General features: G+C 59.7%; 15 protein-coding genes. 1 reads left to right on the forward strand and 14 read right to left on the reverse strand.

Annotated features, from left to right (window positions below):
* The 12 genes from GSM73_RS14750 to GSM73_RS14805 all read right to left on the reverse strand — a co-directional run.
* A partial coding sequence (locus tag GSM73_RS14750) for a PilZ domain-containing protein (RefSeq protein WP_160893148.1) occupies positions 1-255 on the reverse strand: 255 nt, incomplete at its 3' end.
* Positions 256-297: 42 nt separating this feature from the next.
* Positions 298-1284 (reverse strand): DNA polymerase III subunit delta', encoded by a 987-nt coding sequence (locus tag GSM73_RS14755; RefSeq protein ID WP_092458737.1) that lies wholly within the window; start codon positions 1282-1284, stop codon positions 298-300.
* Positions 1277-1909 carry a dTMP kinase gene (tmk, locus tag GSM73_RS14760; RefSeq protein WP_047228202.1) on the reverse strand — a complete coding sequence of 211 codons (633 nt, stop codon included), beginning with the start codon at positions 1907-1909 and terminating at the stop codon, positions 1277-1279. Before tmk ends, GSM73_RS14755 begins: the two co-directional genes overlap by 8 nt.
* Positions 1910-1928: 19 nt before the next feature.
* Positions 1929-3023 carry an endolytic transglycosylase MltG gene (gene mltG, locus GSM73_RS14765; protein ID WP_160893065.1) on the reverse strand — a complete coding sequence of 365 codons (1095 nt, stop codon included), beginning with the start codon at positions 3021-3023 and terminating at the stop codon, positions 1929-1931.
* A gap of 3 nt (positions 3024-3026) precedes the next feature.
* A complete protein-coding gene (gene pabC / locus GSM73_RS14770; RefSeq protein ID WP_160893067.1) occupies positions 3027-3842 on the reverse strand; it encodes an aminodeoxychorismate lyase in 816 nt (271 codons plus the stop codon).
* Positions 3842-5086, reverse strand: a complete 1245-nt coding sequence (gene fabF, locus GSM73_RS14775; protein WP_047228200.1) for a beta-ketoacyl-ACP synthase II — start codon at positions 5084-5086, stop codon at positions 3842-3844. Before fabF ends, pabC begins: the two co-directional genes overlap by 1 nt.
* Positions 5087-5195: 109 nt before the next feature.
* The gene (gene acpP, locus GSM73_RS14780; RefSeq protein ID WP_047228199.1) at positions 5196-5432 is read right to left on the reverse strand and encodes an acyl carrier protein; all 237 of its coding nucleotides are present in this window, start codon (positions 5430-5432) and stop codon (positions 5196-5198) included.
* 191 nt (positions 5433-5623) lie between these two features.
* The gene (gene fabG, locus GSM73_RS14785; RefSeq protein WP_047228198.1) at positions 5624-6367 is read right to left on the reverse strand and encodes a 3-oxoacyl-ACP reductase FabG; all 744 of its coding nucleotides are present in this window, start codon (positions 6365-6367) and stop codon (positions 5624-5626) included.
* 15 nt (positions 6368-6382) lie between these two features.
* A complete protein-coding gene (fabD, locus tag GSM73_RS14790) occupies positions 6383-7321 on the reverse strand; it encodes an ACP S-malonyltransferase (protein ID WP_160893069.1) in 939 nt (312 codons plus the stop codon).
* 123 nt (positions 7322-7444) lie between these two features.
* On the reverse strand, positions 7445-8455 hold the full coding sequence (gene plsX / locus GSM73_RS14795) for a phosphate acyltransferase PlsX (protein WP_076383831.1): 1011 nt from the start codon (positions 8453-8455) through the stop codon (positions 7445-7447).
* 3 nt (positions 8456-8458) lie between these two features.
* Positions 8459-8641 (reverse strand): 50S ribosomal protein L32, encoded by a 183-nt coding sequence (gene rpmF / locus GSM73_RS14800; RefSeq protein ID WP_003179396.1) that lies wholly within the window; start codon positions 8639-8641, stop codon positions 8459-8461.
* Between the two features lie 13 nt (positions 8642-8654).
* On the reverse strand, positions 8655-9182 hold the full coding sequence (locus GSM73_RS14805; RefSeq protein ID WP_003204262.1) for a YceD family protein: 528 nt from the start codon (positions 9180-9182) through the stop codon (positions 8655-8657).
* Between the two features lie 106 nt (positions 9183-9288).
* Here GSM73_RS14805 and GSM73_RS14810 point away from each other — a divergent pair, with 106 nt between their 5' ends.
* Positions 9289-9867: a nucleoside triphosphate pyrophosphatase gene (locus tag GSM73_RS14810; protein WP_160893071.1), complete on the forward strand. Its 579-nt coding sequence runs from the start codon at positions 9289-9291 to the stop codon at positions 9865-9867.
* Between the two features lie 159 nt (positions 9868-10026).
* Here GSM73_RS14810 and GSM73_RS14815 read toward each other — a convergent pair whose 3' ends face one another.
* Positions 10027-11016 carry a S49 family peptidase gene (locus GSM73_RS14815; RefSeq protein ID WP_076383829.1) on the reverse strand — a complete coding sequence of 330 codons (990 nt, stop codon included), beginning with the start codon at positions 11014-11016 and terminating at the stop codon, positions 10027-10029.
* A gap of 21 nt (positions 11017-11037) precedes the next feature.
* On the reverse strand, positions 11038-11700 hold the full coding sequence (locus tag GSM73_RS14820; RefSeq protein ID WP_047228193.1) for an HAD-IA family hydrolase: 663 nt from the start codon (positions 11698-11700) through the stop codon (positions 11038-11040).
* Positions 11701-11766: the final 66 nt, after the last annotated feature.

Raw genomic sequence — 11766 nt, forward strand, 5'->3', positions numbered from 1 at the left:
ACCGGCAGCCCGGTTACCCTGGGCGCCTTTGGGCGTCATCCAGATCACCTTGCCGGCGACCGGAATCTTCTCCGCTTCGTCCATCAGGCTCAAGAGCATGAACACCTCATCGCCCAAGCGATAATTCTTGTTGGTGGGGATGAACAGGCCGCCGTTCTTGATGAAGGGCATGTAGGCGGCGTAGAGCACCGACTTGTCCTTGATGGTCAGGGACAGGATGCCGTTGCGTGGCCCGGGACTGACAGGTTCGTTCATGCTGATCTCCGCTGCGATTGAGCTGAGTTTAGGCAGTGTCTGTCAGTTTCGACCAGGCAAACTCGCCCATTGCACCAACAGCGCCTCGAGCAACAGCACCCGATTGAGGTTCGCCTTGCTCAGCACCTTCTGACGTTGGGCAAGAATCCAGTCCTGAATGTTCAAGATTTTATCCTGGCTGCTTTTTTGCGCCAGGTACTGAATCACCTTGCGCATGTCCGCCAGTCCCAGCCCGGTTTCGTCCTCGGTGAGCTGGTAGCGCAGGATCAGACTCGACCAGTCACAGAACCAGTCGAACAGCAGAAGCAGCGGGATGGCGTTCCAGCCTTCAGCCAGTTGCGTGGGAGACTGTTGCTGTTTGAGCAGCTTCTTCACCCCATCCACCACCAGCGCCCGTTGTTCACGCACACCCTGGGCCTGAAGGCTGACGGCCGCCAACGGCGAGCCGGCGGCCAGGGTCAGCAACTCGACGCGTTCTTCGTCGCTGCTGTCAGGCAAGGCCTCGGCCAACCACTTCAAGCTCATCGCCTCACTGGGCAACGGACAGGCCTGCTGTACGCAACGGCTTTTGATGGTTGCCAGCAAGCGGCTCGGCTGGTGACTGACCAGCAACAGCACGGTATCGCCGGAAGGCTCTTCAAGGCTCTTGAGCAAGGCGTTGGCGGCATTGATGTTCATCGATTCCACCGGCTCGATCAGCACCACCTTGCGCCCGCCCATCTGCGAGGTCTGGACCACGAAGCTGACCAGATCCCGGACCTGGTCGACCTTGATCGCCTTGTCCGCCTCCTCCGGTTCCAACACGTAATTGTCAGGATGACTGCCAGCCTTGAGCAACAGGCAGGACTTGCACTCACCGCACGCGTTCGAGACACCCGGGCGCTGGCAAAGCAGGCTGGCCATCAGACGCTCGGCCAACGCCCGCTTACCGATACCGACCGGGCCGTGCAGCAGATAGGCATGGGCATGCTGCGCCCTTCCGGCCAGTTGCTGCCAGAGTCCGTCCTGCCAGGGATAGGCTTCAGCCACGGGCACGCTCCAGCAAACGCGGCAACAAACCGTCCAGCGCCTGCTGGACTTGCGCCAACGGCTGAGCGGCATCAATCAACAGATAACGCGCCGGATCGGCCTTGGCTCGACTCAAAAAGGCATTGCGCACCGCGTTGAAGAACGCCTGGCCTTCCAGTTCGAAACGATCCAGCCGGCCCCGGGCGCTGGCGCGGGCCAGGCCGATTTCCACCGGTAGATCGAACACCAGGGTCAGGTCCGGCCGCAGGTCACCCTGGACGAAGGTTTCCAGCGCGGCGATGCGCTCCAGGGACAAGCCCCTTCCACCGCCCTGATAGGCATAGGTCGAATCGGTAAAACGATCGCAGAGCACCACCGCGCCACGGGCCAGCGCCGGGCGAATCACTTCGGCCAAGTGTTGTGCCCGGGCGGCGAACACCAGCAACAGCTCGGTGTCAGGGTTCATGACTTCTTCGATCGGCGCCAGCAGCACCTCGCGAATCCGCTCGGCCAGCGGTGTACCTCCGGGCTCGCGGGTCAACACCACCTCAATGCCGGCGGCTCGCAGGCGTTCGGCCAGGTATTCGCGGTTGGTGCTCTTGCCGGCGCCTTCAGGGCCTTCCAGCGTTATAAACAAGCCAGTCACGGGCGATCCTTAAACAAAGTCATTGCGAGCGCGGCGGCTCGCTGGCATTCGGTTCGTCGACAGGCTCCTCGTCCGGCACAGTCGGGGCCGGACTGGAGCGATAATCGGCTCGGCGCTTGAGCTGATATTCGCGCACGGCGTTATTGTGCGCATCCAGGTCATCGGAGAACACGTGGCTACCATCACCACGGGCGACGAAGTAAAGGCTGTTGCCGGCAACTGGGTTCAACGCGGCGTGAATCGCCTCGCGCCCCACCATCGCAATCGGTGTCGGCGGCAGGCCAGGAATCAGATAGGTGTTGTAGGGGTTTTCTTCCCGCAAGTGAGCACGGGTGAGTTTGCCGTTGTAGCGCTCGCCCAGCCCGTAGATCACGGTAGGGTCGGTTTGCAACAGCATGCCCAGGCGCATACGGCGCACGAACACACCGGCGATCTGCCCACGCTCCTCAGGCACGCCGGTTTCCTTTTCCACCAGGGATGCCATGATCAGCGCCTGATAGGGCTGGGAGTAAGGTAAATCGGCGGCGCGTTGCGCCCACTCTTTGGCAAGCACGTCTTCGAGCCGGTCGTAGGCAATTTTCAGCAGGTCAGCGTCCGATGTGCCACGCACGAAACGATAGGTGTCCGGGAAGAACCGTCCCTCGGGGAATATCCCGGAATGACCCAGGCGGTCCATCACTTCGCTGTCACTCAGACCGGCGAGGGTCTGCTGGAGTTTTTCATCCTTGGCCAGCGCCGCACGAACCTGGCGAAAATTCCATCCCTCCACCAGGGTGACGCTGTACTGCACCACTTCCCCGCGCTTCCAGACCTCGATCAGGCTTTCCATTGTCATGCCCGGCACCATCCGGTACTCACCGGAATGCAACGGTTGGCCGGCCAGATTGAAGCGCCAATAGACGCGCAACCAGAAAGCGTCCTTGATCAGGCCGTCCGCTTCGAGGCGCTTGAGGGTTCCGGTGGGGGTGGTCCCGTTGGGGACGTCCAGCAGTTCTTCCTGGGTGATGTTCAGCGGTTGTTGCAACGCCGAATGAATTTTCCAGGCGCAAGTGCCCAACAGCAGCACCGCCAGAACCAGTCCGGTTTCCAGCAGAAGCAAGAATTTACGTCTCACGAATCAAACATCCAATAGCGTGCGGGCAAGGGTCTGCAGTTTACGGGTGAGCGGCCCGGTCGACCAGCGCGCCGAACCGCATGCACGTACCGGCCATACGCCATAAACGCTATTGCAGACGAAGACTTCGTCGGCCTGGTGCAGTTGTTCGAGGCGGATGTCGGTGATGTGCGTGGCGATGCCTTGAGACTCGGCTTGATACAATAATTCGGCCCGCATCACGCCAGCCACGCCACAACGGCTCAGGTCCGCCGTGACCAATTCACCCTCGCGCACCAGAAAGAGGTTACTGAAGACGCCTTCGATCACTCGCCCGGACGTGTCCAGCATCAAGCCTTCGGCGTGCTCGGCATCGCGCCATTCGGCGCGGGCCATCACTTGTTCAAGACGATTGAGGTGCTTGAGACCGGCCAGCAAGGGTTGCTCGGACAGACGGGTGGCACAGGGAAACAGGCGAACGCCCTGCTCGGCATGCACTGGAGGATAGGCGGCCGGCGGACTGCCCTGCAGGATGCGCCGGGACGGCGCCGAGGGATCAGCGCCATAACCGCGAAGACCATCACCGCGGGTCACGATCAACTTAAGTACGCCGTCACCCAGGCATTGCGCGTAGGCGCGCAACTCAGCCTCCAACGCCCCCATGTCAACCTGGAGCGTCAACCGCTGACAACCTAGCGCCAGACGCTGCAGGTGACGCTCAGGCAACACCGGTTTGCCATTGCGCACAGCGATGGTTTCAAACAACCCATCGCCGTAAGCCAGGCCGCGGTCCTTGAGCGACAGAACGTCGGCAGGCTGACCGTCGACCCAGCTTTCCATCAACCAGCGAACCGGCGGAACACCAGCGAGCCGTTGGTACCGCCAAAGCCGAAGGAGTTGGACAGCACCACATCGATGTCCATGCCACGCGCCGTGTGTGGCACGAAGTCCAGATCGCAGCCTTCGTCCGGCTCGTCAAGGTTGATGGTCGGTGGCGCGACCTGGCTGTTGATCGCCAGTACGCTGAAGATCGCTTCCACCGCGCCCGCGGCACCCAGCAGGTGGCCGGTCATGGACTTGGTCGAGCTGACCGCCAGTTTGTAGGCGTGCTCACCGAACACGGTCTTGATGGCCTGGGCCTCGGCAAGATCGCCCGCCGGGGTCGAAGTGCCATGGGCATTGATGTACTGCACCTGCTCGGCGTTGACCTTCGCGTCACGCAGTGCGTTGGTGATGCAGCGGGCAGCACCGGCACCGTCGGCGGGTGGCGAGGTCATGTGGTAGGCATCGCCACTGGTGCCAAAGCCAATCAGCTCGGCATAAATGGTCGCGCCGCGCGCCTTGGCATGCTCCAACTCTTCGAGTACCAGCGCACCGGAACCGTCGGACAATACGAAGCCGTCTCGGCCCTTGTCCCACGGCCGACTGGCGCGGCTCGGTTCGTCGTTGCGGGTCGACAGCGCACGGGATGCGCCGAAGCCACCCATGCCCAGCCCGCAGGCCGCCATCTCGGCGCCGCCGGCAATCATCACGTCGGCCTCGTCGTACATGATGTTGCGCGCGGCCATGCCAATGCAGTGGGTGCCCGTGGTACACGCCGTAGCAATAGCGTAGTTAGGCCCCTGCACACCCAGGTGGATGGACAGGAAACCGGAAATCATATTGATGATCGAGCCCGGCACAAAGAACGGAGAAATCCGTCGCGGCCCCGACTCGTGCAGCGTACGGCTGGTTTCTTCGATATTGGTCAAGCCGCCAATACCCGACCCCATGGCCACGCCGATACGTTCACGGTTGGCATCGGTGACTTCGAGACCGGCATTACGTACGGCCTGGAATCCGGCTGCCAGGCCGTATTGAATGAACAGGTCGAGCTTGCGGGCCTCTTTGACCGACAGGTACTCCTCGACATTGAAACCCTTTACCGAGCCGCCAAAACGGGTGGAATAGGCAGAAAGGTCGGTGTGTTCGATCAGACCAATGCCACTACGGCCAGCCAGAATGCCCTGCCAACTGCTCGGCACATCCGTGCCCAGTGGCGACAACATACCCATACCGGTGACTACGACGCGTCTACGCGACACAGCACTCTCCTTTATTCTAATGACGACTTTGCATCAGGCCTAAAGAAAAAACCGCACGCCATGATGGCAGTGCGGTTTTTCCATGACAGCTAGCGACGACTAAAAATAATTAAGCCTGATGCTTATTGATGTAGTCGATAGCCAGCTGAACAGTAGTGATTTTTTCAGCTTCTTCGTCAGGGATTTCGGTCTCGAATTCCTCTTCCAGAGCCATCACCAGCTCAACGGTGTCAAGGGAGTCGGCACCCAGGTCTTCAACGAAGGCAGCTTCGTTCTTCACTTCTTCTTCTTTGACGCCCAGTTGCTCGGCAACGATTTTCTTGACGCGCTCTTCGATGGTGCTCATACCTTGTTTTCACTCCTAATGGACAAATTCAGGCAGCTGGCCGGTGGGTAAGTGTATAGAAAGACTTTTCGGTTTTTCAACCGAAAGCTTCACTCCTCAAACCCTGCAGCCCGCCGCCTATAAATAGATTGCAGCTTTATAACGGATTTTAGACAGCTCGTATGACATTTTTTTGAAGCAATCCGTCACATTTAACTCATGTACATCCCGCCGTTTACCGGGATTGTAGCCCCAGTCACGTATGCCGCACCATCCGACGCAAGAAAAGCGACCACGGACGCGATTTCTTGAGCTTGCCCCAGACGACCCAGCGGAATTTGTGTCAACAAGGCTTCACGTTGCGCTTGCGGCAGTTCACGGGTCATGTCGGTATCGATGAAACCCGGGGCTACCGAGTTTACCGTAATCGAACGCGAACCCACTTCACGCGCCAGCGCACGACTGAAACCTTCCAGACCGGCTTTGGCCGCAGCATAGTTTACTTGGCCTGCGTTGCCCATGGCACCCACAACCGAACCGATACTGATAATTCGACCCCAGCGAGCCTTGGTCATGCCACGCAGAACGCCCTTGGACAGCCGGTACAGGCTGTTCAGGTTGGTATCGATCACGTCGAACCATTCGTCATCTTTCATGCGCATCATCAGGTTATCGCGGGTGATGCCGGCATTATTGACCAGGATTGCCGGCGCACCGAACTGTTCCTGAATGCTTGCCAGCACCGCCGCAACGGATTCATCGCTGGTGACGTTCAGTTCAAGACCGGTGCCTTGGATGTCGTTTTCCTTCAGGGTAGCGGCGATGCGCTCGGCGCCCGAAGCGGAAGTCGCGGTACCAACAACGATGGCGCCTTGACGACCCAGTTCCAGAGCAATGGCCTGGCCGATGCCACGGCTTGCACCGGTCACCAGTGCAACTTTACCTTGCAGACTCATGCAAGCTTCTCCTGTTCAGGCCTGCGCTGCACGGGCGGCAGCGAAAGCATCTGGGGTATTGAGATTGGAAGTCGATACGCCTTCGGCGCAGCGTTTGTTCAGACCGGCCAGCACTTTACCAGGACCGCACTCGACCAGTTCGGTCGCGCCCTTGGCCGCCAGGGTCTGCACCGATTCGACCCAGCGAACCGGTTTGTAGAGTTGCTCCAGCAGATCACGCTTGAGGGTCTCAAGATCCGCAGCCACATCGGCACTGACGTTCTGTACCACTGGAATCTGTGGCGCCTGCCAGTCAATGGCAGCGATAGACTCGGCAAAACGCTCAGCGGCCGGACGCATCAGTTCGCAGTGCGACGGCACGCTGACGGGCAACGGCATGGCACGCTTGGCACCACGGCTCTTGCACCCTTCAATGGCGCGTTCTACAGCAGCCTTGGCACCGGCAATCACCACCTGGCCAGGTGAATTGAAGTTCACAGCGCTGACCACTTCGCCTTGCGCGGCTTCGGCGCAGGCTGCCAGCACATCGGCATCTTCCAGGCCGAGAATCGCAGCCATGCCGCCCTGCCCGGCCGGAACGGCCTCCTGCATCAACTGGCCACGACGCTCCACGAGCTTCACCGCGTCACCCAGGCTCAGACTGCCAGCAGCCACCAGAGCGCTGTATTCGCCCAGGCTGTGTCCGGCAACGAACGCCGGACGCGCACCGCCCTCGGCCAGCCAGAGGCGCCAGAGTGCGATCGAGGCGGTCAGGATGGCTGGCTGGGTTTTGTCGGTTTGATTGAGTTGCTCTTCCGGCCCTTGCTGGGTCAGTGCCCACAGGTCATAGCCCAGAGCATCGGAAGCTTCTTTGAATGTTTCGAGGATCAACGGGTATTGCTCGCCCAGCTCGGAAAGCATGCCGAGGGACTGCGAACCCTGCCCAGGAAAGACGAATGCGAGAGAAGCAGACATGAAAACAAAGCCCCTAATGATCTTGTCGTCAAAAATTGACGCCCCAGGGGGCGCTAGGAAACTGACAGTTGGATGGCGGCTTGAACCGACCGGTCACATTTAAGCATTGTCAGACGAAAACGCCTAAGTTAACAAATCTTCGAGGCGCCCATGAAGACGCTCCGGCAGGTTTTCCTGGATTTCGATCAGCGCGCGATTGATCGCACTTTGAAACCCCTGCACGCCCGCCGAACCATGACTCTTGATCACAATGCCCTGCAGCCCAAGAAAACTTGCACCGTTATGCCGCGCCGGCGCCAGGTCCGCCTGCAACCGACGCATCAACGGCAACGCCAGGGCACCGACCATCCGCGAGGCCAGGTTCTGCCTGAACAGCTTCTCGATACGCGCGCCGATCATGGTCGCCAGGCCTTCGCTGGACTTGAGCAAAATATTGCCGACAAAACCGTCACACACCACCACGTCCGCCTCACCCCGGTACAATCCATCGCCCTCAACGAAGCCGATGTAATTGATACCTCGCGCAGCCTGCAACAACGTGGCTGCCAGCTTGACTTGCTGGTTACCCTTGATGTCTTCGGTACCGATGTTCAGCAGCGCTACACGAGGGCGCACGATACCCAGGGTTTCAGCCGCTACCGAGCCCATCACTGCAAATTGCAGTAGATGCTCGGCACTGCAATCGACGTTGGCGCCCAGATCAAGGAGCTGGCAAAAACCACGCTGGGTGGGGATGGCCGCAACCATCGCCGGCCGGTCGATGCCCGGCAAGGTCTTGAGCACGTAACGCGACAGCGCCATCAGTGCACCGGTATTGCCTGCACTGACACACGCCTGGACCTTGCCATCGCGCAGCAGCTCAAGGGCTACACGCATCGAGGCGTCAGGCTTGCCACGCAGGACCTGGGCAGGTTTTTCGTCCATGGTGATGACTTCGGACGCAGGTGCGATCGTCAGGCGCGAACGATCCACAGCCGATTGGCCGTTGAGCATTTCTTCTAGAAGGGAGGGTTGACCGACGAGGGTCAGGTGCAACGAGGGTGTAGCATTCAGACAAGCAAGGCTGGCCTGAACAATGCTGCGGGGACCGAAGTCCCCGCCCATTGCGTCAATCGCGATGACTTGAGCGGACAAGGATTACTCGTCAGCGCCCTTGTCGATCACTTTACGACCACGGTATACGCCTTCTGGCGATACGTGGTGACGCAGGTGAACTTCACCGGTGGTTTTTTCTACAGACAGGGTGCTAGCCTCGAGAGCGTCGTGCGAACGGCGCATGTCACGGGCAGAGCGGGATTTTTTGTTCTGCTGAACAGCCATAATTGATTAACTCCTAAACGTTTGGGTCACGCTTTAACTGCGCCAATACACTGAACGGGTTGGACCGCGTTACCTCGTCCTCGCTCGGTTCGGGCTCATCTGCTCCCGCCGGCTGCTGGCATTCTTCCGGATGATGAGCAGGCACAATGGGCAAGGCGAGCAGAAGCTCCTCCTCGATCAGTGACTGCAGATCCAATGGATCTTCGCCCAGTTCCAGCACGTCATAACCTTTCGGTAACGACTGGGTATTCGCACCCTCCTTCACCACGGCATAACTGCATTCGCTGTGGATCGGCAGGGTGACCAGCTCAAGACAACGCTGGCAAACCATTTTGACTTCAGTGTCGATAAAGCTGTGGATTACCACAGATTTACGTTCATCTCGTTCAAAAACGAATTTGGCCTGGACCGTACCGACATCGTCGGAAAGCGGGTCGCAGAGTCTCTTCAAATCGGCCAGCAGCAGTTCACCTTGGAGGGTGGTGCCACGGTCAGCCAATTTGCGCGGGTCAACGTGAGGTGGAATCGGGTCATTCAACATAGGCGCAGCATTATAGGGATGCACCCGGCCATGTCAAAGGAAATTCAGCCCTGTCCGTCACTTGCGCGCCTCGCTAGAATTCGCCCCCTGCCTTTTGGAGATGCCCATGCTGCCTTTATTACTCGCCTCAAGCTCAGTGTATCGCCGGCAATTGCTTGCCCGTCTGGGGCTACCGTTCGTCTGCAGCTCACCGGACATCGACGAAAGCCGCCGGCCTGACGAGGCGGCACTCGACCTGGTAAAACGCCTGGCCCGGGAAAAAGCCCAGGCCCTGGCGAGCAGCCATCCGGCGCATCTGATCATCGGTTCGGACCAGGTGGCCGTGCTCGGCGAGCGCATCCTGGGCAAGCCCCATACATTCGAGAACGCCCGCGAACAACTGCTGGCCGCCAGCGGCGCCCGGGTCAGCTTTCTGACCGGCCTGGCGGTACTTAACAGCCAGACCGGCACCTGCCAGGTCGATTGCGTTCCGTTTACCGTCCACATGCGCACGCTGGACCCTGCACGCATCGAACGCTACCTGCTGGCCGAGCAACCTTATGACTGCGCGGGCAGCTTCAAGGCCGAAGGGCTTGGCGTGAGCCTGTTCCAGAGCACGGAAGGGCCAGACGCCACCAGCCTGGTTGGCCTGCCACTGATTCGCCTTGTGGACATGTTGCTGGTCGAGGGCGTGCAGGTTCCCTAAGCCAACATACGACTTGTAGCGAGGGTATTTATTTGTGGGAGCAAGGCTTGCCCGCGGCGATGCAGGCGCCGCGATGATGCAGACCAGCCTGGTTATCGCTCATCGCGAGCAAACTTTGCCCCCACAGCCAAGCCACAGGGGATCGCGCAAACCAACGAACTAGCGCAATGCCGGCCCCTGGAACCCCATCCACATCGCCAGATGCTCGGCAATGCTCGCCCCCAGCTTCTTCGAGAAGCGATCAAACGGCGACTCTTCGATGGTGAAATCCACCAGCTCTTTTTCGCCAATCACGTCCCGCGCCACCGAACTGGCGCTGCCCAGGCCATCGATCAAGCCCAGCGGCAAGGCCTGCTCCCCAGACCAGACCAGCCCAGAGAACAGCTCGGGATGCTCCTTGTCTTTGAGGCGCTCACCCCGGCCTTTTTTGACACTGGCAATGAATTGCTTGTGGGTCGTGTCGAGCACACCCTGCCAAAACGCGGTTTCTTCAGGCTTTTGCGGCTGGAACGGATCAAGGAACGACTTATGCTCGCCGGAGGTGTACACCCGACGCTCCACGCCCAGCTTTTCCATCGTCCCGACAAAACCGTAGCCGGCCGCCGTCACGCCAATGGAGCCCACCAGGCTCGCTTTGTCGGCGTAGATCTGATCGGCCGCGCTGGCAATATAGTACGCACCGGAAGCCCCCAGATCGGAAATGACCGCGTAGACCTTGGTGTTCGGGTGCAACGCGCGCAACCGGACGATCTCGTCATAGACATAACCCGACTGCACCGGGCTGCCACCCGGACTGTTGATGCGCAATATCACACCCTTGACCTTGGGATCTTCGAAAGCAGCCCGCAGGCTACCGACGATATTGTCCGCGCTGGCAGGCTCCTTATGGGCAATCATGCCTTCGATGTCGATCAATGCGGTGTACGCAGAACCCCGCACGGCGCTTTTTTCCATGTCGAACAGGGGCGTGAACAGCAATAGCGCGACAAAGAGATAAACGAACGTCAGCAGCTTGAAGAAAATGCCCCAGCGGCGGGAACGACGCTGCTCCTGCACACCGGCCAGCAAGGTCTTCTCCAACAGCTTCCAGCTTTTGTCGTCACCGTTCTCGGCGCTCGCCTTGGCCGGTGCCTTCCATTCGTCGGTCATGCAAGTATCCCCAGCAAAAACTTAATTGGCCCGCCGGCTCAGCCAGGCGTGCAACTCAGGAAAATGATCGATCGCCAACTGCGGTTCGAAGGCTTGCAGCGCCGCGATCGTCTGCGCGCCGTAACTCACCGCAACCGACCCCATGCCGGCGTTGCGCGCCATCTGCAGGTCGAACGAGGAATCCCCCACCATCAACGCCTGTTCCGGCTGCATGCCGCAGTGAGCCAGGATTTGCTCGAGCATCAGCGGATGCGGCTTACTGGCCGTTTCGTCCGCAGCCCGGGTGATATCGAAATAATCGTCCCAGCCATGGGATTTCAGCACCCGATCCAGCCCGCGACGCGCCTTGCCGGTGGCGACAGCCAAGCGATACCCCTCGCCCCTCAAGGTTTCAAGAGTGTCTACCACACCGTCAAACAACGGCGAAGGCTCAGCCTCCAGCGCAATGTAGTGATCAGCGTAATACTGGCGAAAAACCAGCAGCTCAGGGTCACTGATCTCCGGGTACAGACTGCGGATCGCTTCCGGCAAGCCTAGGCCGATGATGCCCTTCACGGCAAAATCATCACACCTGGCAAAACCCGCACGATCAGAGGCGGCATGCATTGCCTCCACGATCCGACCGATGGAGTTCGCCAGAGTGCCATCCCAATCGAAGATCAGCAGCTTGTATTCAGGATGCACTCAACCGCTCCACGGTCTTGGCCCACATTTCATCCACCGGAGCCTGCAATTTCAGCTCACCACCAT

Origin of the sequence: Pseudomonas sp. PICF6 (assembly GCF_009831705.1) — a bacterium.
In the GTDB taxonomy this organism is placed as follows: Bacteria; Pseudomonadota; Gammaproteobacteria; order Pseudomonadales; family Pseudomonadaceae; genus Aquipseudomonas; species Aquipseudomonas rhizophila.

What these genes read in the sequence shown, in the direction of transcription:
- GSM73_RS14815 (WP_076383829.1), bottom strand. Translation starts at nt 11,016, where the DNA reads ATGACCGACGAATGGAAGGCACCGGCCAAGGCGAGCGCCGAGAACGGT.
- acpP (WP_047228199.1), bottom strand. Translation starts at nt 5,432, where the DNA reads ATGAGCACCATCGAAGAGCGCGTCAAGAAAATCGTTGCCGAGCAACTG.
- GSM73_RS14810 (WP_160893071.1), top strand. Translation starts at nt 9,289, where the DNA reads ATGCTGCCTTTATTACTCGCCTCAAGCTCAGTGTATCGCCGGCAATTG.
- fabD (WP_160893069.1), bottom strand. Translation starts at nt 7,321, where the DNA reads ATGTCTGCTTCTCTCGCATTCGTCTTTCCTGGGCAGGGTTCGCAGTCC.
- rpmF (WP_003179396.1), bottom strand. Translation starts at nt 8,641, where the DNA reads ATGGCTGTTCAGCAGAACAAAAAATCCCGCTCTGCCCGTGACATGCGC.
- GSM73_RS14805 (WP_003204262.1), bottom strand. Translation starts at nt 9,182, where the DNA reads ATGTTGAATGACCCGATTCCACCTCACGTTGACCCGCGCAAATTGGCT.
- fabG (WP_047228198.1), bottom strand. Translation starts at nt 6,367, where the DNA reads ATGAGTCTGCAAGGTAAAGTTGCACTGGTGACCGGTGCAAGCCGTGGC.
- pabC (WP_160893067.1), bottom strand. Translation starts at nt 3,842, where the DNA reads ATGGAAAGCTGGGTCGACGGTCAGCCTGCCGACGTTCTGTCGCTCAAG.